General features: G+C 24.8%; 23 protein-coding genes and 1 pseudogene. 20 read left to right on the forward strand and 4 right to left on the reverse strand.

The features are described 5' to 3' along the window. Nucleotides 1-2: 2 nt before the first annotated feature. From IX46_RS01690 to IX46_RS01720, 7 genes are all read left to right on the forward strand, one after another. On the forward strand, nt 3-1,217 hold the full coding sequence (locus tag IX46_RS01690) for a flagellar hook protein FlgE (RefSeq protein ID WP_053940289.1): 1,215 nt from the start codon (nt 3-5) through the stop codon (nt 1,215-1,217). A gap of 21 nt (nt 1,218-1,238) precedes the next feature. Next, nucleotides 1,239-1,979, forward strand: a complete 741-nt coding sequence (gene flgF / locus IX46_RS01695; RefSeq protein ID WP_053940290.1) for a flagellar basal-body rod protein FlgF — start codon at nt 1,239-1,241, stop codon at nt 1,977-1,979. 13 nt (nt 1,980-1,992) lie between these two features. Continuing rightward, nucleotides 1,993-2,775, forward strand: a complete 783-nt coding sequence (flgG, locus tag IX46_RS01700) for a flagellar basal-body rod protein FlgG (protein WP_053940291.1) — start codon at nt 1,993-1,995, stop codon at nt 2,773-2,775. A gap of 71 nt (nt 2,776-2,846) precedes the next feature. Then, nucleotides 2,847-3,563: a flagellar basal body L-ring protein FlgH gene (locus IX46_RS01705; RefSeq protein ID WP_053940292.1), complete on the forward strand. Its 717-nt coding sequence runs from the start codon at nt 2,847-2,849 to the stop codon at nt 3,561-3,563. 181 nt (nt 3,564-3,744) lie between these two features. Next, nucleotides 3,745-4,854, forward strand: a complete 1,110-nt coding sequence (locus IX46_RS01710; protein WP_053940293.1) for a flagellar basal body P-ring protein FlgI — start codon at nt 3,745-3,747, stop codon at nt 4,852-4,854. Next, nucleotides 4,854-5,168: a rod-binding protein gene (locus IX46_RS01715; RefSeq protein WP_053940294.1), complete on the forward strand. Its 315-nt coding sequence runs from the start codon at nt 4,854-4,856 to the stop codon at nt 5,166-5,168. Before IX46_RS01710 ends, IX46_RS01715 begins: the two co-directional genes overlap by 1 nt. A gap of 23 nt (nt 5,169-5,191) precedes the next feature. Continuing rightward, a complete protein-coding gene (locus IX46_RS01720) occupies nt 5,192-6,823 on the forward strand; it encodes a FlgK family flagellar hook-associated protein (RefSeq protein ID WP_053940295.1) in 1,632 nt (543 codons plus the stop codon). 115 nt (nt 6,824-6,938) lie between these two features. Here the strand turns inward: IX46_RS01720 and rne are convergent, their stop codons facing one another. Then, nucleotides 6,939-9,635 carry a ribonuclease E gene (rne, locus tag IX46_RS01725; RefSeq protein ID WP_053940296.1) on the reverse strand — a complete coding sequence of 899 codons (2,697 nt, stop codon included), beginning with the start codon at nt 9,633-9,635 and terminating at the stop codon, nt 6,939-6,941. A gap of 287 nt (nt 9,636-9,922) precedes the next feature. Here rne and rluC point away from each other — a divergent pair, with 287 nt between their 5' ends. From rluC to IX46_RS01775, 10 genes are all read left to right on the forward strand, one after another. Next, nucleotides 9,923-10,867 carry a 23S rRNA pseudouridine(955/2504/2580) synthase RluC gene (gene rluC, locus IX46_RS01730; protein WP_053940297.1) on the forward strand — a complete coding sequence of 315 codons (945 nt, stop codon included), beginning with the start codon at nt 9,923-9,925 and terminating at the stop codon, nt 10,865-10,867. Nucleotides 10,868-10,918: 51 nt separating this feature from the next. Next, nucleotides 10,919-11,083, forward strand: coding sequence for a 50S ribosomal protein L32 (gene rpmF / locus IX46_RS01735; protein ID WP_053940298.1), 165 nt, complete (start codon nt 10,919-10,921; stop codon nt 11,081-11,083). Nucleotides 11,084-11,207: 124 nt separating this feature from the next. After that, complete coding sequence (fabD, locus tag IX46_RS01740) at nt 11,208-12,137, forward strand: ACP S-malonyltransferase (RefSeq protein ID WP_053940299.1); 930 nt, start codon at nt 11,208-11,210, stop codon at nt 12,135-12,137. 4 nt (nt 12,138-12,141) lie between these two features. Next, nucleotides 12,142-12,873: a 3-oxoacyl-[acyl-carrier-protein] reductase gene (gene fabG / locus IX46_RS01745; RefSeq protein WP_053940538.1), complete on the forward strand. Its 732-nt coding sequence runs from the start codon at nt 12,142-12,144 to the stop codon at nt 12,871-12,873. Nucleotides 12,874-12,913: 40 nt separating this feature from the next. Further along, on the forward strand, nt 12,914-13,153 hold the full coding sequence (gene acpP / locus IX46_RS01750) for an acyl carrier protein (protein ID WP_053940300.1): 240 nt from the start codon (nt 12,914-12,916) through the stop codon (nt 13,151-13,153). A 51-nt stretch (nt 13,154-13,204) separates the two neighbouring features. Beyond that, the gene (gene tmk, locus IX46_RS01755; RefSeq protein ID WP_053940301.1) at nt 13,205-13,840 is read left to right on the forward strand and encodes a dTMP kinase; all 636 of its coding nucleotides are present in this window, start codon (nt 13,205-13,207) and stop codon (nt 13,838-13,840) included. Next, nucleotides 13,816-14,820 (forward strand): DNA polymerase III subunit delta' C-terminal domain-containing protein, encoded by a 1,005-nt coding sequence (locus IX46_RS01760; protein WP_238967835.1) that lies wholly within the window; start codon nt 13,816-13,818, stop codon nt 14,818-14,820. Before tmk ends, IX46_RS01760 begins: the two co-directional genes overlap by 25 nt. A gap of 40 nt (nt 14,821-14,860) precedes the next feature. Next, entirely contained in the window at nt 14,861-15,634 is a 774-nt protein-coding gene (locus IX46_RS01765; RefSeq protein WP_053940302.1) for a YchF/TatD family DNA exonuclease, read from the forward strand. 57 nt (nt 15,635-15,691) lie between these two features. Then, nucleotides 15,692-17,128 (forward strand): PTS glucose transporter subunit IIBC, encoded by a 1,437-nt coding sequence (ptsG, locus tag IX46_RS01770; RefSeq protein WP_053940303.1) that lies wholly within the window; start codon nt 15,692-15,694, stop codon nt 17,126-17,128. 80 nt (nt 17,129-17,208) lie between these two features. Beyond that, nucleotides 17,209-17,553, forward strand: a complete 345-nt coding sequence (locus IX46_RS01775) for a histidine triad nucleotide-binding protein (RefSeq protein WP_053940304.1) — start codon at nt 17,209-17,211, stop codon at nt 17,551-17,553. 726 nt (nt 17,554-18,279) lie between these two features. Here the strand turns inward: IX46_RS01775 and IX46_RS01780 are convergent. The 3 genes from IX46_RS01780 to pncB all read right to left on the reverse strand — a co-directional run bounded on the left by IX46_RS01780 (nt 18,280) and on the right by pncB (nt 22,135). Beyond that, complete coding sequence (locus IX46_RS01780; protein ID WP_053940305.1) at nt 18,280-19,386, reverse strand: porin; 1,107 nt, start codon at nt 19,384-19,386, stop codon at nt 18,280-18,282. Between the two features lie 73 nt (nt 19,387-19,459). Then, nucleotides 19,460-20,860: an asparagine--tRNA ligase gene (asnS, locus tag IX46_RS01785; protein ID WP_053940306.1), complete on the reverse strand. Its 1,401-nt coding sequence runs from the start codon at nt 20,858-20,860 to the stop codon at nt 19,460-19,462. A 72-nt stretch (nt 20,861-20,932) separates the two neighbouring features. Continuing rightward, entirely contained in the window at nt 20,933-22,135 is a 1,203-nt protein-coding gene (pncB, locus tag IX46_RS01790; RefSeq protein WP_053940307.1) for a nicotinate phosphoribosyltransferase, read from the reverse strand. A gap of 252 nt (nt 22,136-22,387) precedes the next feature. On the opposite strand from pncB, the pseudogene pyrD reads away from it, so the two are divergent. The 3 genes and pseudogenes from pyrD to IX46_RS03225 all read left to right on the forward strand — a co-directional run bounded on the left by pyrD (nt 22,388) and on the right by IX46_RS03225 (nt 24,416). After that, a pseudogene (pyrD, locus tag IX46_RS01795) lies at nt 22,388-23,400 on the forward strand (quinone-dependent dihydroorotate dehydrogenase). 369 nt (nt 23,401-23,769) lie between these two features. After that, nucleotides 23,770-23,973, forward strand: a complete 204-nt coding sequence (locus tag IX46_RS03220; RefSeq protein WP_238967836.1) for a hypothetical protein — start codon at nt 23,770-23,772, stop codon at nt 23,971-23,973. 44 nt (nt 23,974-24,017) lie between these two features. Further along, nucleotides 24,018-24,416 carry a hypothetical protein gene (locus IX46_RS03225; protein ID WP_238967837.1) on the forward strand — a complete coding sequence of 133 codons (399 nt, stop codon included), beginning with the start codon at nt 24,018-24,020 and terminating at the stop codon, nt 24,414-24,416. Nucleotides 24,417-24,584: the final 168 nt, after the last annotated feature.

Here is a 24,584-nt window from a genome sequence, read left to right on the forward strand (position 1 = left end):
ATATGTCAACGATGGAAGCTATTAGTGGATTAATGGCAAACAGTAATAATATAGATGTTGTATCAAATAATATAGCAAACGCTTCTACGATTGGATTTAAATCGAGTACTCTTTCTTTTTTTGATATAGTATCTAGCTCGTTTTGCTCTAATAAAATTATCGGTTCTGGTGTTGGAACTTCTAATATGAGACAAAATTTTAGCAATGGAATATTAATGCAAACAGGCAGAGATTTAGACTTAGGTATTGTACAAGATGGTTTTTTTAGAGTATTAAATTCTAAAGGTTATGTATATTATACGCGAAATGGACAGTTTTTATTAGACAAAGATAAAAATATTATAAATATGGATGGAATGTATTTAACTGGTCAAAATCAATTCGATTTGCAAAATAATTTAAATAACATATCTAAATTAGAACCTATTAATTTAAAAAAATCTGATTTTCTCAAGTCTAAACAAACAAATACAATCAAATTACATGCAGATCTAATTGAAAATAATCACTCCTCCACTAATACTATCACAGGTTCTGATGATGATATATCAAATTCAGAAATCAATAACATTACTGTATATGATAAAAATGGACAAGCTCAAAACATAAATATTTTGATCAATAAAGACGAAAATGAATGGACTATTAAAATTGAGTCAAATAATATTAATAATTCAAATGATGATAAAATTGATGATACTATTCATTTAAAATTTGATTCTGAAGGTAAATTAACTTCTGATTCAAAAATAAAGATTAAATCAAAAAAATTTAAAGACCTGACTTTAAATCTAGAGTGTACATTAAAAAAATCAGAAGATGATAATAATACAATACAGATTTCTCAAGATGGATATCCAGAAGGTCATTTAACATCTTTTGAAATCTTAAATAATGGCGAAATTATAGGTCAATATACAAATCAAAGAGTAGAAAAAATTGGACAAATATTTTTATCTAAGTTTATCAACCCAGAGAAACTTAAACCTGAAAGTGGAAACGTTTGGTCCGCAACGCACGAATCTGGCAATGAAAATATTGGAATTGCAGGAGATAAAGGATTTGGAATCATAATTTCAAAAACTTTAGAATCATCTAATGTTAATTTAAATAAAGAATTAATTAACATGATTGTAGCTCAACGTAATTACCAATCTAGTGCACAAGCTTTTAAAACAGAAGATAAAATAATTAACACATTAATAAATTTAAGATAATTATAAAAATTAGGTGTTTTCATGGATAACACAATTTATCAATCAATGAAATCGGCTATTCAGTTACTAGAGAATCAAAATATCATTGCAAATAATTTAGCGAATATATCGACTAATGGTTTTAAAGAAACGTTTAATGTTTTTATAAAAGATAAAAATGAAAATAATTTATATAAAACTCAAACAAAAAAATACTATAATTTTTCAGAAGGTTTAATAACACATACACAAAGAAAACTTGATTTAGTTGTTAAAAATAATGGTTGGTTAGTAATAAAAGACCAGAATGGAAAAGATGCATACACAAAGAATGGACATTTACAAATCAACGCGCAAGGACAACTTACCATTCAAAATTATAAAGTAGTTGGAAAGCAAGGAGATATAAAAATACCACACAATGTAAATGTAAAAATTTTATCTAATGGAACCATTAAAGAAATAGAAAACAAACAAAATAACATTTCTGAAAAAATAATAGGATCATTAAAATTAGTATGTTTTAAAAAAAATGATCTTATTCAAAAAGATAATGGATTATTTTACTTAAAAAAAAATAGATTCAATCAAAATTTAAAAGTACTACATGATAATACTATTCGTGTGCAATCAGAAATGTTAGAAAATAGCAACGTTAATCCGACTAAAAATATAGTAGATATGATATCCAATGCTAGACAATTTGACATGAACATGAAAATGATATCAATGTATGATCAAAATATAGAACGTGCAAATCAACTATTTAATGTAAACAATTAAAAGGATAAAAAATATGATTCCTTCTTTATGGATTTCTAAAACAGGTCTTGACGCGCAACAAATTAATATGAATGTAATTTCAAACAATTTAGCAAATGTTAGTACAAATGGATTCAAACGGTCTAGAGCAGTTTTTGAAGATTTAATGTATCAAACAATACGGCAAGCAGGAACAAATTCTTCTGTTGATACCACTTTACCTTCTGGGTTACAAATAGGAACAGGTGTAAGACCTGTCGCTACTGAAAGAATTCATAGTCAAGGAAATTTATCTAAAACAGACTCTTCTAAAGATGTAGCTATTAACGGTCCTGGGTTTTTTCAAGTACAATTACCAGATGGCAACATAGCATATACAAGAGATGGATCATTTCAATTAGATCAAAATGGTCAACTAGTAACTAATAGTGGATTTGCAGTAATGCCTGAAATAAATATTCCTCCTAATTCCACCAATATTAACATAGCAAGAGATGGTATTGTTAGTGTTACTATACAAGGTCAAACGCAACCAATGTCTATTGGTCAATTAAACTTAATTAATTTTATTAACGATTCTGGATTAGAAAGTCTAGGAGAAAACTTATACCAAGAAACACAAGCATCTGGAAGTCCAATAGATACTACACCAGGTTTAAATGGAACAGGTTTATTATATCAAGGATATGTTGAAACATCCAATGTTAACGTTGCTGAAGAATTGGTTAATATGATTCAAACTCAACGCGCGTACGAAATTAATAGTAAATCTATAAATACTTCAGATCAAATGTTACAAAAATTATCTCAACTATAAAAATTGATTTTAATAATAAAATAAATTTAACATTTATATATTAAGATTTTTTTATTAAGGATTATTTTTCCGTGGTAAAGTTATTTATTTATACAATTAAATATTATTTAACTTTTCTTGTTTTATTAGTTATTCAAAGTTGTTCGTCTATTGAACATCAACCTTTAGTTAAAGGAATTACTACTTCTATAGCGCCTAATGTTTTTCCTAAAACTACAAATGGCTCAATATTTCAAGAAACTACACCTATTAACTATGGATATCAACCGCTATTTGAAGATCATCGATCTCATAATATCGGAGATACAATTACTGTTGTATTGCAAGAAAATATCAGTGCAAGCAATAGTTCGTCTTCTAATATCACTCGAAATGGTACTGCTAATTTAGGCATGACAATCACACCAGGACAATTAAATCCTATATTAGGATTTAATATTAATGAAAGTAAAACGGGTTTTGATAGTATAGGAAAAAATGACTTTTACGGAAAAGGTAGTCATTCAGCTAAAAATACATTTACAGGGCTTATGTCTGTAACTGTAAAAAGAGTATTACCAAATGGTAATTTACAAGTAGTTGGAGAAAAACAAGTTGCTATTAATGAAGGAATAGAGTTTATTCGTTTTTCAGGGGTAGTAAATCCTCATAATATTAATAAGAATAATTTAGTTGCTTCAACTCAAATTGCAGATATACGTATTGAATATGTCAGTAATAATCGAATTAATGAGACTCAGAAAATGGGTTGGTTACAACGATTATTATTAAAAATTTCTCCCATTTAACACTAAAAATTAAAAAACAAAATTCTTAGTATCATTTAAACTCATAAAGGATTAGAACAATCCTTTATGAGTAAAGATTTTTTATGAGATTAAAAATTATTCATAAATGACATATTGTATATTTTGTATATAATATATATTAAAAAAATAAAATCAATAAAGCACATGTATAAGGTATTTTATGTTTAAGATTATATCGTTATTAAAATTTATTATTTGTATTATAATAAGTTTTTATTCTTTTGCACATGCTGAAAAAATACGAGATCTAACTAGCATTGAAGGTATAAGAGAAAATCAACTCATTGGTTATGGTTTAATTGTTGGATTAGATGGAACTGGCGACCAGTCAACACAAGCCCCATTTACTAATCAATCATTATATAATATGCTTTCTCAATTAGGCGTAACTATTCCACCGGATACTAATATGCATTTAAAAAATGTAGCAGCTGTAATAGTTACTGCAAAATTACCTCCTTTTAGTCATACAGGAGAAAAAATAGATGTAGTAGTTTCTTCTATGGGTAATGCAAGAAGTCTTAAAGGCGGAACTTTATTGATGACTCCTTTGAAAGGTGCTGATAATCAAATTTATGCGATTGCTCAAGGGAGCATATTAGTATCTGAAAAAATGAATGCTCAAAAAAAAAATAACTATATTATATTTAATCAAGTAAATTCAGGAAGAATTAATCACGGAGCAACTATTGAAAAAGAAATAAATACTGATTTTGGAAGTAAAAAAATAATTAATCTTCAGTTGAATCAAGAAAATTTTAGTATTGCACAAAAAATAAGTGATATGATTAACATAAAATATCCAGATACAGCTATAGCTATAAATTCTAAAACAGTACAAATAAATACATATCCAAATAATACAATACAAGTGCATATGCTTTCTAATATTCAAGACATAGATATTTCTATACCGTCTGAAGAAGCTAAAGTAATAGTTAATCCTAGAACCGGTTCGGTTGTAATGAATCAAGAAGTCAGATTGGGGACATGTATTGTAGCACATAAAAATTTGTCTGTGATCATTAACAAAACAATCAATACAAATAATCAGTTAAACTTATTACAAACAGATTTAAAAAATAAATCAGATTTATTAAAAAATATTAATAATAAAAATTATTTAGAATATCAACAGAAAAGCAATGAAAACTTAAATAATATTATACGAGCATTAAACGCGCTAGGAACAAAACCTGATGAATTGATATCTATTCTTCAATCGCTGAAAAGCGCAGGTTGTCTTCATGCTAAATTGGAAATTATTTAATGGAAAATCATTTATCTTTATTTAATATAACAAACTATAGTGCTAAATTAGTTGATAATCTAAAATATCAAGTAAAAAATAACCCTAAAAAATATGCTTTAGAAACGGCTAAACAAGTTGAAAGTATTTTTATTCATATATTACTCAAAAGCATGAGATCTTCCTTAACAGAAGAAAATTTTTTAGATAATAATCAAAGTCGTTTATACACTGAAATATATGATGAGCAAATTTCGAAAGAATTAACTAAAAAAGGTATTGGTTTAACAAATATTATTTTAAAGCAAATTGAACAGAAAAAATCATATACATAATGATTATTTAAAGAGGGGGCTATATGAGTTCCATATTAAATGCTACTATTTCAAGTATTGATGCTATTCAAATATTAATTGATAACACATCAGAAAAAGTTTTAAATCCAAGTTATAGAGATTCATCAGAGCGTATTTCGATAGAAAATAACATAGATGAATCTAATGCTAATGCAGGAGTAAAAATACAAAAAGTATATGATGAATATAATAATTTTATTGAAGAAGAAAAACGAAGAACTAGTGAGCGAGTGCAGGATGAACAAACAAGAATTGATGAATATATAAAGCTAGAAGATTTATTTATTAAAAACATAAATATTTTTAGCGACTTAATAAACAAATTATTTTCTTCTATTCAAGAAAACATTTCAAATAAAAATCAAAATGTATTCAATGAGGAAATAGAAAAAAATTTAAAAAACGTTGTAGATGGATTGAAAAATTTTAATGATAAGCTCACATGCCTAGAAAGCGACGTTAGAAACACTATATCAGAGAATATAAAAAAAGCAAATATCTTAATTAATAAAATTTATAATCTTAACGTCACTATTCGTTATTTTCCAGTGCAACAAGTTCCTAATGGAATTTATAAATATATCGACGAAAGAGATCAATTAGTTGATGAACTAAACGATATTATCGGCGTAACAGTAATCAAAGATAATAATAACTTTGAAGTTCGCTTACATAGCGGAATGTGCCTGATTAATAATGATACAAAAAAAAATTTAATGATTTTAACATCTGATACTGATAAAAAATATATTAGTGTTGGATATTGGGATAATCATGAAAAAACACTAAAAAAAATAGAACATATGATTCCAAGTGGATCTTTAGGTGCTCTTCTCTCATTTCGAAGGGAAGAATTAAAAAATGCTAGAAATAAACTCGGACAATTAACTGTCAATTTTGCTGATAGTATCAACGAAAATCATACATTAGGATATGATATGCTTGGTAACCTTGGAAAACAAGTGTTTAACATTAGTACGCCTGAAATTATATCTAGTTCAAATAATAAATCAAATCCTTTTACATCTATTCAATGGATATCTACAAGCAATGCGCAAGATACTGATTATGTAGTATATATGCAAAATAATCATTGGAGAGTCCAAAGGTTACTAGATAAAACAACATTTGAACCAGAAATATATCAAAACAATAATAATGTATACCTTACTTTCGATGGAATAGAGTTAAAAATTGAAGGAACTAATAATGAAGGTAATATGTATATGATTAAACCATATGATAAAACATTAGATGAATTAGAACTTTTAATTGTAGAAAATACTCCATTCGCATTTTCTTCAACTAACGACATAAACCAACAAAATAGAAATAATGCAATTATTATATATAATTTGAACAAAGATAAATTAGTGAATAAAAAAGATACATTAGGTACGTCTTATCTTAAATTTTTAAAATCTATCTCTTATAAATGTAATGATCTTGAAGAAAAAGTTCCTTTCAAACGTCAAATGATTACAATATTAAAAAATAAAAAATTATCAATGTCTGATGATATAAATGAAGATTATGAAAACCTTAGTTACGAACAAAAATGTTATATTGCAAATGTGAAAATTTTAAAAATGGCTGAAAGTATCTTTAATGATATTATTGACTGTTACAGTTAATACTTATAAAAATTTTTTATAATAAAAACTTACTTTAGAAGTAAGTTTTTATTTTTTATATGTAACTATTGAAGTAAAGAATAATTTCTCTAAAATATTGAGCATAAAAATAATTTTATTCAGTTTTAGTAATAGGTGACATAGCAACATCAGTCGCAACATGCGCTCCAGCAGCATTTTTTTTCTTATTTATTTGTGTTAAAAAAATTGAAGATTTTATCGTTTTTTTATGCGTATTCGGATGTAAACTATTAAAAATTTTTGTAATAGGTGCGTAAGCTTTATTTTTAGTTTTTTCTTGTCTAAAATTCTTATTATTTAAAATTTTTTCGTGATGTAATATGAACGTATTACTTTTCTTCAAAGATAAGTGAAATTTTTTTCTCTCTCTAATTATATTTGGATTTTTAAAACTTTTTCTAATTTTATAAGAACGATTTTGTTTGTTTTCTTTTAAATCATTATTTTCTTGCAATGATATACTTTTTTTAGTCATTTCATCATTTAAATACATAGACGAAATATTTATTTTTTTTTTAGCATTAAAAACACAATTGTTATTTATTGTATTTTCTTTTATTAGTGAATTTTTAAACCACACTCTCCCTAATGCCAATTCTAATGAAACAACAATTCCAGTCACTTTTTTTGTGGAATTAGGAGAACATACATTAATAAATTTATTTTTTAAAAGATTAACATTTGTAGAATTAAGCTTTCGTTTAGGTGGTAAAATAAAAAAATTTTCATTTTTCACAATATTAATGCATTGGCGTCGATTATCGAAAATATTATCTTCTGAATTATATGCATTTAATTTAAAGAAATTAAATTGTTCTATATAATTTATAAAATGATTTTTTTTAAAATACTTATTTTTCAAAGATAAATTATATTTTTTACTTAATAAATTAAATTTATTTTCAAAAATTCTTTTATTGTTTATATTGTTTTCAATTTGATTTTTTTTAGATTTAATTGTGATATTGCTGTTCGCATCGTTTATGCAAATATTCTTTTCTTTTTTGAAAAAAATATTATTTTTGCAATTAAAAATATTTTTTTTTAATATTTCGCTTTTAATAAAAATATGTCTTATTAAAACAGATTCTTTTATCCAAGACATAAAATTAATAAAAAAGTTATTTTTGATATTTTTTTTAAAAAATCTTTTTTGAGTGATATTTTTTGAATTAATAGAACAATAAAATAATTTATTATTTTTTAAAAATGGTCTAGATTTAATTTTTTTCTCTATCATTTCCTTTTTTTTATTTTTTAAACTTTTGCTATTTTTAATACTCGAAAGATAATAACTCATTGATGGTATTCGTTCTCCTTTTCTAATTCTAGAAACAAGATAATGAGGAGTTTTCATATTTTTATTAGGAACAATAATTGTTTTTCCACCTGCTTGTCGTTTTTCAATTGCATGCACTGCATTTCTTTTTTCATTTAATAAATAACAAGCAATTTCTATAGGCACAATCGCATGTACTTCGTATGTATTTTCTTTTAATGCTTCCTCTTCAATTAAACGTAAAATTGATAAAGACAAAGATTCGTTATCTCTGATAGTACCTGTGCCTGTGCATCTAGGACAGATATGATGACTAGATTCGCCTAAAGATGAGCTTATCCTTTGCCTTGACATTTCTAAAAGACCAAATCTAGAAATATTACCAATTTGCACACGTGCTCGATCTTCACGTACAATTTCTCGAAGTTTGTTTTCGATAGCTTTTTGATTACTCACAGGAGTCATATCTATGAAATCAATTACTATTAAACCACCTAAATCTCGTAATCTTAATTGTCTTGAAATTTCTTCAACTGCTTCTAAATTTGTATTAAAAGCGGTTGATTCAATATCTAAACCCCGTGTAGAACGAGCAGAATTAATATCAATAGCTGTTAACGCTTCTGTACTATCTAACATGATAGAACCACCAGAAGGTAACCGTACTTTTCTTTGAAAAGCAGAATTTATTTGAGATTCAATTTGATAATAACTAAATAACGGAATATCACCAGTATAAAGCTTAATTTTATTAATAAAATCCGGACGACCTAAAGCAGAAATATGTTCTCTAGCTATATGTAATATTTCCGGGTTATCAATTAATATTTCACCAATATCTTGACGTAAATAATCTCTAAAAGCACGAAAAATTACATTACTTTCTTGATGAATCAAGAATGGAGCAACTTTATTTTCTGCAGCTTTTTGAATTGCATCCCAGTGTTTTAATCGAAGCGATAAATCCCATTGCAATGATTTTATCGGTTTTCCCACTCCCGCTGTGCGAATGATTAAACCCATATTTTTAGGCACTTTTAAAGACAGAAGAGACTCTTTTAATTCAATACGATCATTGCCTTCAATTCTTCTAGATATACCAGCAATATTAGGACTATTTGGCATCAAAACTAAATAACTTCCTGCCAAAGTAATAAAAGTTGTTAAAGCTGCACCTTTAGTACCTCTTTCCTCTTTATTTATTTGAACTATAAGTTCTTGTCCTTCTTGTAAAATATTTTTAATATTTAAACGAATATTATTATTATAATTTTTTGGAAAATATTTTTTAGAAATTTCTTTTAAAGGTAAAAAACCATGCTTTTCCATTCCATAATCTACAAAAGCAGCTTCTAAGCTAGGTTCTATTCGAGTAATTTTTCCTTTATATATATTTGACTTTTTTTGTTCTGATCCAGAGTTTTCTATATCAAGATCATATAAACGTTGACCATCAACAAGAGCTACACGTAACTCTTCCTGCTGAGTTGCGTTAATTAACATTCTTTTCATTATAACATTTTCTCTCTTATTTTTATAAATAAGTAAATGAATCAACAGGAAATATATACTTTTAAAAAAATTAATATTTTATTATCTAACTATGATTTTTATTTAAAATATATATAAAAATAAGTTGTTTTAAAATAATATAAAAATAACTTAAAAATTAACAAATAAAATTTTTTATAATGTAAAATTATAAATAATTTAATTATTGATACTAATATATTTATACATTTAATTATATTATAATTAATAAAAATTAAAAAAATTACATAATTATAGAGATTTTTTTAATGACATATAAAATATTATCTACATCTATTATATATATTAATGAAGATATGATAAATCAACGAATTGACAATTTTTTGAAAAAAAAATTTAAAAATATACCAAAAAGTATGATTTATCGTATTATCAGAACAGGAAAGATTCGAATTAATAAAAAAAGAATTAAACCAAATTATAAATTAAAAATTGGAGATCAAATCAAAGTTCCTCCAATAAAAATTTTCGCAGAGAAAAAAAAATATTGCCATATTAATTATGATCAAATAAATCTATCAAATAATATACTTTATGAAGATAACTATTTATTAATAATAAATAAACCTTCTGGTATCGCAGTACATGGTGGAAGCGGTATTAATTTTGGAGTCATAGAATATTTTCGTAAAGTTCGTCCGTTAGAAAAATTTCTAGAACTTGTGCATCGTATTGATCGAGATACATCAGGAATATTAATTTTAGCTAAAAAAAGAACATCTCTTATATCTATGCATCAACAAATCAGAGAAAAAAAAATACAAAAAGAATATGTTGCATTAGTGCATGGTTTATGGCCTTGTAATTTAAAAAAAATATCCAAACCTTTATTAAAAATTTATTTTAAAAATAAACAAAAAAAAATGTTTATTAATAATAATGGAAAAGTTTCTGAAACTTATTTTAAAATAAAAAAACAATATTCTTCTACAACATTCATGTCGATTTTCCCAAGAACAGGAAGAACACATCAAATTAGAGCACATACATCATATGTAGGACATCCAATATTATTTGATAAAAATTATGGAAATTTAGATTTAGACCGATTAATAAAAAATAAAATTAATTGTAACAGACTTTTATTACATGCTATTTCGATTCATTTTATACATCCAAATGATGGTAAAATATTACATATAGAAGCACCATTAGATATGAATATTAGAAATTTTTTACAAAATCTTGTATAATATATTAAATAACAAATGTATTTTAGTTTAAAAATTTACAGAGAAAATTATATGGCTGTTCAAAAAAACAAACCTACTCGCTCCAAAAGAGGAATGCGTCGATCACATGATAGTCTAACAAATATGAAATTATCTATAGATAAATCATCTGGAGAGACGCATATTCGACACCATATTACCCAAAAAGGATTTTATAAAGGTAAAAAAGTTATTTAAAAAAATATAATAACGGTATTTAAAAAATACCGTTTGATAAAGGAATAAATTATTAAATTTTATTTGTAAAACATTTAATTATTTATTGATATCAATCTTTTATTTAAATAAAAAGGTCATTTTAATGCGTTTATTTGCTATGTTATTTCCAGGACAGGGTGTCCAGTATATCAATATGTTATCTAGCTTTTTAAAGAAAGAAAAAATTTTTCGAAACGTCTTTGAAGAAGCATCAGAACATATAAGTTGCAACTTACTAAAATTGATCAAAGAAGGTCCGTTAGAAAAAATAAATCATAGCAAATATACACAACCAATGATATTAGCTTCATCAATTGCAATTTATAAATTTTGGAGAAAATGCAATGGAAAAAATCCATCATTTATGTCCGGTCATAGTTTAGGTGAATATTCTGCATTAGTTTGTGCTAAAGCTTTAAAATTTACAGACGCATTAAAAATTGTTTCGTTGCGCGGCAAATATATGCAAAAAACAATTTTCAATAAATCATACCTAGTCAAAGCTATAATTGGTTTAAACGAAAACATCATTAAAAAAATTTGTCATAAATATACATCTAATACTGTTTCTATTGCAAGCATTAACTCAGATAATCAAATAATTATTTCAGGAAGTAAATTAGATGTATACAAAGCAAGTTTAGATTGCAAAAAATATGGAGCTAAATTTATTTTTGATGTTAACCTGAACATACCAGTACACAGCTGTGTAATGAAACCAGTGGCTAAAAAAATTGAAAATATATTAAAAGATATTAAAATTAAACAACCTAGAATACCAGTGATTAATAATGTAGATGTAAAATGCGAAAATAATAGTAAAAGTATTAAAAAAGCATTAGTCAAGCAAATATATAAAACTGTAAGATGGAAAGAAATAATAGATTTTATACAATCAAAAAATATTTTTACTATGCTAGAAGTTGGACCAAATAATATTTTAACTAATTTAAATAAAAATAACGTTAATTTAATTTCTCTTAATACAAGCAATAAAAAATGTTTTTTTTATGCTTTCAAGAAAATTAACTAAAATCATGAAAAATATTAAAAAAACAGCTTTAGTCACAGGTGCAAATAAAGGTATCGGAAAAGCAATAGCTATAAAATTATCAAAACAGGGAATTAGAGTTATTGGCACGTCTACTAGTCAATATGGAGTACAAGCAATTAATGCATATTTAAAAAAAAACGGTTTTGGTTTAATTTTAGATCTAAAAGATACTAATTCTATTTCAGAAAAAATTGAAGAAATTTATAAAAAAAAATATTCTATTGATATATTAATTAATAATGCTGGAGCAAAATTAGACAAACTGCTGATTCAGATGAAAAATAAAGAGTGGGAGGATATAATAAAAATTAATTTAACATCTATATTTTATATTTCTAAAGCAGTCATTCGTTCAATGATCAAAAAAAAATCAGGGCGAATAATAACAATTAGTTCTATAATTGGTTATACAGGGAATAAAGGTCAAATTAATTATAGCGCTGCAAAATCCGGTCTGATTGGATTTCATAAAACATTAGCATTAGAAGTAGCCTCAAAAGGGATCACTGTAAATATTATTGCTCCAGGACTGATTAAAACAGAATTTATTAAAGATTTAAATGCATCTCAATATAAAAATTATTTATCTAAAATTCCAATGAAAAGATTAGGTACAGTAGAAGAAATAGCAGATGCTGTTATATTCTTATCTTCTCACAAAGCATCCTATATTACTGGTCAAACATTACATATTAACGGTGGTATGTATATGTAAATGATATATTACATACATAAAACATTTAAAAGTGAATAACATGAACAATATTGAAAAAAAAATAAAAAATATTATTACTAAAAAATTAGATATAAAAATAGATGATATTACTAAAAATTCTTCATTTTTAGAAGATCTTGGAGCAGATTCATTAGATATTGTAGAATTAATTATGACTTTGGAAGAAGATTTTAATATAGAAATATCTGATAATGAAGCAGAAAAAATTAAAACAGTACAAAACGCTGTAGATTTTATTAAAAGTAAAATTAAAAATTAAAATTATCAAATACTACTTAAAATGAATTTATATTACATATCTAAAAAAATAATGATAAAAAATAAATTTATTGTGATTGAAGGCTTAGAAGGTGCAGGAAAAACACATGCGTGTTTTTATGTAAAAAAGACTTTAAAAAAAAACAACATTAAAAATGTTGTATTAGTACGCCAACCAGGTAGTACACCTATTGCAGAAAAAATAAGAAATTTAATTAAAGCATATCACACGGAAAAAATTACCAGAGAAACAGAATTACTATTAGTATATGCAGCGAGAATTCAATTAGTTGAAACAATTATAAAACCTGCATTACAACGGGGAGATTGGGTTATTTCAGACCGCCACGACTTATCTTCTTTAGCTTATCAAGGAGGAGGTTTAGGTATTAGTGAGAATATGATCAATCAGTTAAAAAATTTATTATTAAAAGATTTTACTCCTGATTTAACTCTATATTTAGATGTTATACCCGAAACTGGTTTAAAAAGAATATTAAAAAGAAGTCCATTAGATAGAATAGAAAATCGGTCTTTAACATTTTTTAAAAAAACAAGAAAAAGTTATTTAAATAATGTAAAATACGACAACAAAATTATTACAATTGATGCTAATTTAGACATTAAAAATGTTACTAAAAATATTAAAAAACAACTATTAAAATGGCTTCAAAAACAATTCATATGAAACGCTATCCTTGGCTAATAAATCCATATAAAATAATTATCAAACAACATCAAATTAAAAAAACGCATCATGCATTTTTAATAAAAACTATTAAAGGACTAGGAGTATGTAAATTAATTTTAGAAATTAGCAAATGGTTATTATGCAACCACAGAAATGGAATTAAATGTTGTAAAAAATGTCATAGTTGTCAATTAATGTTATCTGGAAACCACCCAGACTGGCATCAATATATTAGCAAAAAAGATGAAATCATTACTGTTAACCATATCCGAGAAATAAATGAAAAAATATTTAAATATCCAAAACAAGGAAAAAATAAAATAATATTTTTATCCAATATTCAAAAAATGACAGAATCTGCAAAAAATGCATTATTGAAAACGCTAGAAGAACCACCAAAAAACACTTGGTTTTTCCTAATTGATTATAATAATTTAAGAGTGAATTCTACACTACATAGTCGTTGTTTAATATATATATTATCTCCTCCACTAGAAAAAAACAGTTTAAGTTGGTTAAAAAATCAAAATTTATTAAATAAAAAATTAAATTTAATTGCATTACGTATTTATCAAGGATCACCAATATCGGCTAAAAAATTTATCAATGATGGTCTTTGGGAAGAAAGAAATAATTTATTTTTATATTTTTTAAAATCTATTAAAAATCAAAATTTACTAAAAATATTACCAATTTTATCTATAAAAAATACTATATTAAAAATAGATTGGATCTGTTTATTATTATTTGATTCTATACAACTATATTTTAATCAAAAAAAAAAATTAACTAATTTTGATCAACTAGAATTAATTCAATTTTTTTCTAGTAACTATAATTATTTTACTTTGCATCAAAGTATTTATACATGGACTAAATGTAGATATAGATTATTAAATATACCTAGCATTAATAGCGAATTATTATTATTAGAACAATTACTTAAATGGGAAAAAATTTTAAGCTTTGTTATTTAATTTTAATCGATGAATAATTTTAAACGAAAGAGATAAAATTATGTTTTTAGTTGATTCTCATTGTCATCTTGACCAATTAAATTATCATTCATTACATAAAAACATAGAAGATATGTTAAAAAAATCAAATCAAAGCCATGTAAAAAAATTTTTAACAGTATCTACTTCTATTAATAATTTTTATAAAATAAAAAAATTATTTGATAAATACAATTCTATTTTTTATTCCTGTGGTGTGCATCCCATATATTGTCAAAAAGAAATACAAAATTTTAACAAATTAGAATCACTATCAAAAGAAAAACGTGTAATTGCCTTAGGCGAAACAGGTTTAGATTATTATTACTCATATGAAACAAAAAAAATACAACAATATTTGTTTCGAAAACATATACAAATTGCAATCAAATTAAATAAACCTATCATAGTTCATACACGCAACGCCATAAACGATACAATAAAAATATTAAAAGAAGAACATGCAGAAAAATGTGGAGGTATTTTACATTCATTTACTGAAAATGATACAGCGGCATTCAAATTATTAGACTTAGGATTTTATATTTCTTTCTCTGGAATCATTACTTTTAAAAATTCAATTGCATTACGAAACACATTAAAAAAAATACCATTAACAAATTTGCTAATTGAAACAGATTCCCCATACTTATCGCCTATACCATATAGAGGAAAAGAAAATCAACCAGCTTATTTAATTAATATAGCAAAAGATATTTGTTTGATAAAAGAAATACATTTAAAAAAATTTGCTGAAATTATAAAAAATAATTTTTATACATTATTTAGATTTTAAAATAAAACATATTATTTAATTAATTTTATATTTTATATATACTTAGGAGTTTTCAATATGTTTAAAAATGTATTTTCAAGTCTTCAAAAAATTGGAAAATCACTTATGTTACCTGTTTCAGTGTTACCAATAGCAGGGATATTACTTGGTATAGGATCAGCTCATTTTAGCTTATTACCAGATACTATTTCTACAATTATGGCTCAAACAGGGGGATCTGTTTTTTCAAATATGCCATTAATTTTTGCTATTGGGGTAGCGTTAGGTTTTAGTAACAACGATGGTGTAGCAGCATTAGCAGCAGTAGTAGCATATAGTATATTAATTCAGACATTATCTGTAATTGAACCTAATACTATGTTATATGCAAATATTGATATAACAAAAAGTAAACATTTTTCTGATATAGGAATATTAGGTGGTATTATAGCAGGAGGAATTGCTGCTTATATGTTTAATAAGTTCTATAAAATTCAATTACCTGAATATTTAGGATTTTTTGCTGGAAAAAGATTTGTTCCTATTATCTCGGGACTATGTGCAATATTTATAGGATTATTATTATCTTTAATTTGGCCATCAATTGCTATAAAAATTCAAATATTTTCTCAATGGGCTGCTTATCAAAATCCAATTTTCGCTTTTTCTTTATATGGATTAGTAGAAAGAGCATTAGTTCCATTTGGCTTGCATCATATATGGAACGTTCCATTTCAAATGCAAATTGGAGAGTATACTAACTCTATTGGACAAGTGTTTCATGGTGACATCGCAAGATATATAGCCGGAGATAGAACTGCAGGAAACTTATCAGGCGGATTTATTTTCAAGATGTATGGTCTTCCAGGAGCAGCTTTAGCAATTTGGCATGCAGCAAAAAAAGAAAATAAAAAAAAAATAGGAAGTATTATGATTTCTGCTGCATTAACAGCTTTTTTAACTGGAATTACCGAGCCGATTGAATTTTCATTTATATTAGTTGCTCCAATATTATATGTTATTCATGCTTTTTTAGCAGGATTATCTTTTCCATTGTGTATTTTTTTAAATATGCGGGCAGGAACAAGTTTTTCACACGGATTGATAGATTTTATAGTGCTAAGTGGGCATAGTAGTAAGTTGTTTCTTTTCCCAATCGTTGGTATTTTATATGGTTCTTTATATTATATAATATTTTATTTTGTAATAATGACATTTAATTTGAAAACTCCAGGAAGAGAGAATAAACGAAATAATATTGTAATAAAAAATAATAATGAGATAGCACCTGAGATTGTTCATGCATTAGGCGGAAAAGAAAATATCAAAAATTTAGATGCTTGTATTACTAGATTGCGTATTACAGTATTAGACATGTCAAAAGTTAATAAAGTTGCTTTAAAAGATTTAGGAGCAGCAGGAGTAGTAATATCAGGGTTAGGAGTTCAAGCTGTTTTTGGGACTAAATCTGAAAATATTAAGACAGCAATAGATGAATATATAAAAAATAAATAAACAATAGGGTGAGTAAACTATAACTCGCCCAATAATAGGCATATTTTGTCAAACCAACATTGGAATAAAAATATTTTATTATGAATAATGATTTAATTTTTCAAAAAATTATCAAAAAAGAAATTTCATCAAATATCTTATATCAAGACAACATAGTTACAGCTTTTGATGATATAAATCCAAAAGCTCCTATACATATATTAATTGTACCAAACTGTATAATAAAAACAGCAAATGACATAAATAAAAAAAATAAAAATATTTTTGCACATATGTTTTATATTGCAGTTCAGATAGCTAAAAAGAAAAATATCAGTGAAGATGGGTATAAGATTATTATTAATTGCAATAAAAATGGAGGACAAGAAATTAATTATTTACATATGCATTTATTAGGTGGAACTAAACTAAAAGCATTATATTAAAATATAGCTTTTTAAAAAAGTAAATCATTTAAAAAATAAATTAATATTTATATTAATTATTTTTTTAAAAACAAGTGTTCATTTTTTAAAAAAATAAATTTAAAAATACAAGTTTTATTTTATTAAAATTGAAAATACTATTAACTATATTGTTGTAGAAAACATTTTTTGATAAAAGTATTTTTTTTAAAAATACACTTATATATATGAACACCTTAAAAAATGAAGAGAAATATTTTTTAGATCACAAAAAATCAATAAACATATGAAAAAAATTGTTAAAAAATAAAAATATTTAACATTATTAATGATAATCAAATCAGTGCAAGCACAAAAAATTCGGACTACCTGAGAAAAAATAAATTTTTAAATATCAATAACCTCAATATTCTTAGCTAAAAATCAAAATGAAATATATTATCTTAATCCTAGGAATTATTATTGTTGATAAATAATTTGTAAAAATTAAGTTAATTTTTTTAAAATAAGAGAAATTGTACTTTAAAAAATAAAAAATTTATTTTCTTAAAAAATATATTAATTGTAAATAATTATGAAACCATTTAATACAGTAAAACTTTCTACTCAAATGTATAACATAAAATATATATTGTATATTTAAAAAAATACATTTTACTTGTTATCAATGAGTAGAAAGTTTTAACCTTAATTTTTTATATAAAAACTTTTTTAAAAATTTAATTGAAAAAGTTATTTAGTATGCAATTAAAATTGGTAAACCAATCCAGCACCAATAATATTATCCGTAGAAATTTTATTTGTTTTAATAAAATCATTTTCTTTCAACAAATTAATCTTATAATTCATATAAGTTGAAATATTTTTATTAAACTCGTAACGAGTAGAAATATTAATTTGTTTTGCTAAACCTAATTCACTTTTTTTAGAACCATGCATATTATAACCTTTAGAATCTAGATAACTTAAAGAAGGACGAAATCCAGATTTAAAAGTATATTCCGCAATAGCCTCAATATTTTGCGTTTCGTTTATATAACTGCTAGTATGAATGTTATGAGGTGTTAAATTTCTCGCTGCACCATAAAAAGCAGCAAAATATATATTATTAGCATCATATTTAAAACCTAACCCATATGAATTCACAGATTCATTTGTTAAAATTTTACCTGTTGCAGAATGAGTTCTTTTCGATGTAAAACAAGATCCGATAGCAGTTAATCCAGAATCACTTTCATATTTTAAAGATGCGCCCCAACCTGAATGATTTTTTTGGCTTGGATGTCGATTTTTAGTTTCATCTTGATATTGTAATGCAAAACTCATACCATCAATTAAACCAAAAACATTATCATTTCTATAAGTTAACAAACTGCTATTTCTACCTACCATATAATTATCATTATATGCAAAAACACTGTCATTTTTGATATATGGCGCACGATTAATCAAAGACTCCACATCATGAATAACACCATAATTTCTACCATAATCTATAGATCCTAAATTACCATACTTCAAACCAGCATATCCTAAACGTATAGTATTATTTTGTTGTTGATTCATTAATTCTTCAGGCATAAAAAAATCAGTTTTATATTCAATTTTTGCATAACTAGATAGTTTATTAGTGATATTAATTTTTCCAGATAATCCTAAAATAGCATTAGTATTATCTTCTTTTGGAGTAATCTTGGTAGATAAAAAACTATTAGAAAATTCATGATTAGGGTTTATAATTCCATATAATTCTAACTTGTTTCCATTTTTGTTAAAAATTTCAGCAGCTTGAACTGCACTACTAGTTGCAAATAACATAGGTATCAAAATTGATAAAGATTTTTTTTTGTTCATATTTTTAAATTACCTTATTAGTAATGTCATATAAATTAAACAATTATAAAAATAATTTGATATAAAAATTTATTTAAAAACGAGAGTTTTTAGCAGTACGAGGAAATGGTGTTATATCTCTTATATTCGATACACCAGTAATATAAGCAATAAATCGCTCAAAACCCATACCAAAACCTGAGTGTTGAACAGTCCCGTAACGTCTAAGGTCTCGATACCACCAATAATCTTCTTTTTTAAGACCTAATTCTAATAAACGTAAATCTAGTATTTCAATACGTTCTTCACGTTGAGATCCACCTATTAATTCGCCAATACCTGGTACTAAAAGATCCATAGCAGAAACAGTTTTTTTATCATCGTTCAGTCTCATATAAAATGCTTTTAATTCTTTTGGATAATCCGTTATTATTACAGGTCTTTTAAAGTGTTTCTCAACAAGAAAACGTTCATGTTCAGCATTTAAGTCAATTCCTGAATAAATAATTTTATCAAATTTATTTTGAGAACTTATTAAAATATTTATAGCTTCAGTATACTTTATTCGTATAAAATCTAATGATACAAACTTTTCAAGACGGTTAATTATATCACTATCGATGTAATTTTTAAGGAATTTAATATCTGTCGTACAGTTTTTTAGAACACGTTTACAAATATACTTCAACATTTCTTCTGAAAATTTAGATATTTCATGTAAATTTAAAAAAGATGATTCAATTTCTAACATCCAAAATTCCGCTAAATGACGAACAGTGTTTGAATTTTCAGCTCTAAAAGTTGGTCCAAAAGTGTATACTTTAGACAAAGAGCAAGCATATGATTCTAAGTTTAGTTGTCCCGAAACAGTTAAAAAAGACTCTTTTCCAAAAAAATCTTTTTTAAAATCAACGGAACCATTATCGTTTTTAGGAATATTTTTCATATTTAATGTTGAAACATTAAACATTTCTCCAGCACCTTCAGTATTTAAACTAGTAATAATAGGTGTCGGAATCCAATAATATCCTTTTTTATTTAAAAATTTATGTAATAGTTGAAATACATAGTTTCGTATTCTTACTATAACTCCAATTAAATTTGTTCTACCACGTAAATGCGCTACTTCTCGCAAATATTCTAAGCTATGTTTTTTAGCAGAAATTGGATAAGTATCTGGATTGTCTACCCATCCTAATACTTGAATTTCTGTCGCTTTAATTTCATATTCTTGCTTCCTGCCGATAGATAAAATAAGATCTCCTTTAATCAATACGGAACATCCAACAGTTAAACGCAATATTTCTTTATAATAGTTATATAAAGTATTATTAGCAATAACTTGTATAGCATGAAAACACGATCCGTCGTATACTGTAATAAAAGAAAATCCAGATTTTGAACTTCTTCGACTCTTGACCCATCCAGATATAGTAATTGAATCATTTAACATAGTATCATTTTGATATATTTTTGATATTGATACTGTATTCATTATATTTTCCCTTATACTCTATTTTTTAAATAATATTGATAAAAATAAGTATAATCAAAAAAATTATTAATATTATTTTATATTTTTTAAAGGTAAATCAAATGCTTTAAATAACGATTTCATAAATTCTTTGTCTAAACAAAACATTTTCCCAGGACTATCAGATATTTTTGCCACAGGTTTTCCATTGCATTTAACTAACTTAATTACAATATTTAACGGTTTTACATTTGGAATATCACAAGTTAATTTTGTTCCAATACCAAATACAATATTAATTTTTTGATTAAATTTGCTATATAAAGTTATAATTGTGTTAAAATTTAAGTTATCTGAAAACAATAAAGTTTTACTAGAAGGATCAATTCCTAAACGATTATAATGCTTTAAAGCTTTTTTAGCCCATTGTATTGGATCACCTGAATCATGCCTCATCCCTTGGTATGATTTAGATAAAAATAAATTAAAATCACGTAAAAAAGAATCCATTGTAATACAATCTGTCAAAGCAATTCCTAAATGTTTTTTATATTGACACAACCATATTTTTAAAGCTAAAGATTGACTGTATTTTAAATTAGAACTAATTTGCTGGTGCGCTTGAAACCATTCATGCGCTTGAGTTCCCACTGGGGATAATTTTAAAATACGAGAGATATGATAGTTGCTTGATCCAACTAAAAAAGGAAATTGTTTTTTCAATCTTTTTACAATAGAATATTGTACATCATATGAAAATCTGCGTCTTGTCCCAAAATCAATAATTTTTAAGCGAGAGAGATCTAAATTTTTAGTGTAGTTAAAAAATTTTTTTAATTTTAAGTTCAAATAATCTACTGCAATTTCCGGAGTCACTTCAGGATAATGGTTTTTATGAAAAATTTCACTAATTAAAGATAAAATAGGAACTTCCCATAAAATTACTTCTTTCCATAATCCGGAAATTCGAATACGCAATTGACCATGATGATTATTGACTTTGACTTGTTTTATATTATATCGAAAATTTTTTAACCAATGTAAATATTCTTTTTTAAAGAATGGAAATGAATTCATATATAAATATTCTTCATGACTCAAAGATAAAGATTCCATCATATTAATTTGATCTAACAAAACATGCGAATACGATCCTAAAATATTAGGTCCTCTACAAATAAAATCTGAAACAACATTAACATTCTTGTAGAAAAAAAACACAGCTTGCTGCATATGAAGCTTATATGCATCAGTATCAAGTAATGTTTTTACTATTGGATAATTGTATTTTTTCATAGTATATCTATTTTATAATATTTTTTGTATTATGATAATTACGATATAATTCTTAGTATTGAGCTAATTGTACAATTTATATAAAAATATAGCATAAATAAGAAAGTTATCAATTTTTCAATATTTATTATAAACTAATAATAAATTGAAACTTTTAATGTTTATTGGAATTATAATAAAATAATTACGCTTTTTAAAATGAAAAAATAGTTAAAAACGCACATCTTACGTGGTCAGTAAAAAGGAATTATAATGTTTTACTATTTAATACGTAAACTTTTATTTTTAATAGATCCTGAAAAATCACATACATTGACGTTGAAATATATTAGTTTTAAATACATACAAAAATTAATAAATTTTTTTTTAAAACCTATTCCATCTAAACCAATTAAATGTATGGGATTAAAATTTCCTAACAAGGTTGGTTTAGCTGCTGGAATGGATAAAAATGGTGAATATATAGATTTTTTTTCTAAACTAGGTTTTGGTTTTATTGAATTAGGCACGGTTACTCCATTACCTCAAACAGGAAACCCAAAACCAAGAATGTTTCGAATAATTCAATCAGAAGCAATTATTAATAACATGGGATTTAATAACCTTGGTATAGAAAATCTTATTTATAATATCAAAAAATCAAAATTTAAAGGAATAATCGGGGTTAATATAGGAAAAAATAAAAATACTTCTATTAAAAATGCAATAAATGATTATTTAATATGTATCGAGAAAATATATTGTTATACTCATTATATAACTATCAATATTTCTTCTCCTAATACAAAATATTTAAGAGATTTACAATATGGAGTATTATTTGAAAATTTACTAAAAAATATTAAAATAAAACAAAAGGAAATGCATAAAAAATATTTTAAATATGTACCAATAGCTATCAAAATTTCACCAGACTTATTAAAACATGAAATAATCCATATTGCTAAAAAATTAATTCAATTTAATATAGATGCAGTTGTCGCAACTAACACCACTACAAATCATTTCTCTATCCACAAAAAAATAACAAGTAAACACATGCAAGGAGGTCTCAGCGGTTTACCTTTACAAAACAAGAGTAATTATGTAGTGTCAATATTACATCAAGAGCTTAAAAAAAAATTCCTATAATTGGAGTAGGAGGAATTAATTCTTTAAATTCAGCAAAAGAAAAAATAAAGTTAGGAGCTGATTTAATACAAATATATTCTGGACTTATATATCATGGTCCAATATTTATTAGAAATATAATTAAAAAATTATGAACTATTTATATGCAATTACAAATTCAGGATGTGAAAATTGTTAGAAAAGGAACTTATTTCTTTAAGAACAAAAAATTTAAATATTATTGACGGAGGTATTTATTATGAAGCGAAGGATTTGCTATTATACGAAAGTGTAATATGAAATCGAATTGCTTCTAATATTTATATATGTATTAAAAATTTTACCATTAACAGTATCCATAATTTATATACTAACACTTATCAAATTAATTGGAACAAAATTTTTTATTTAAAAAATACATTTTTAATAAAATTTAAAGGATACAGTAATATTGTTAAAATAGTTCGTTTGCTGTATTAACTATAAATAATGCAATTATAGATCAATTTTATAAAAAATATTCTATGTATCCTAATATTAATCTTATTAATCCTGATATCAATATTCAAGTATTATTAATTAATAACAGAATAAATATTATGTTATATCTATCTGGATATTCTTTGCATCAAAGATGGTATCGAAAATGTTTTAATATTACTTCGCTACAAGAAAAATTAAGTGCGGCAATTATATTAAGCTCTACATGGAAAAAAATTTTCTTTTAATCGATCCTATTCGTGGTTCTGAGACTATGTGAATTAAAGCAGCTATGATTTATTCTGATAGAGCACCAGAATTAAAAAGAAATAAATTAGGTTTTAAATATCGTAAAGGATATAATAGTTTTTTATGGAATACAGTTTGTAATGAAGCAAATAAAAGATTTGAAACTAAAATAAGTAAATGTCATAAAAATTTATTTATAGGATATGATTATAATAAAAAAATTATAAAACAAGAAAAAGAAAATGCGTTTAATGCAAACATATTAAAAATTATTCAATTTTCAACATGTAATTTAAATAATATTATTAACCTGTATAAAAATAAAAAAATTAGAATATTATTAAGCAACCCATCGCATACAGACAAAGAAAATGCTGAAAGCACACTAGTAGTATTATATGTTCAAATCGGTTTTGTATTGAAGAAGTACTTTAAAAATTAAACACTATAAATATTTACTAGATCAGAATTTTTATTGCATTTCGTACAAATAGAATATTATGAAACATTTTTTTAAGAATGCTCTATCCGACTGTTTTTTAAGAAATTATAAAATGTCTTCAAACATACTAAATTATGAAAATAAAGAATACGAAAACAGACTAAAAAA

It is taken from the genome of Buchnera aphidicola (Aphis glycines) (genome assembly GCF_001280225.1).
In the GTDB taxonomy this organism is placed as follows: Bacteria; Pseudomonadota; Gammaproteobacteria; order Enterobacterales; family Enterobacteriaceae; genus Buchnera; species Buchnera aphidicola_E.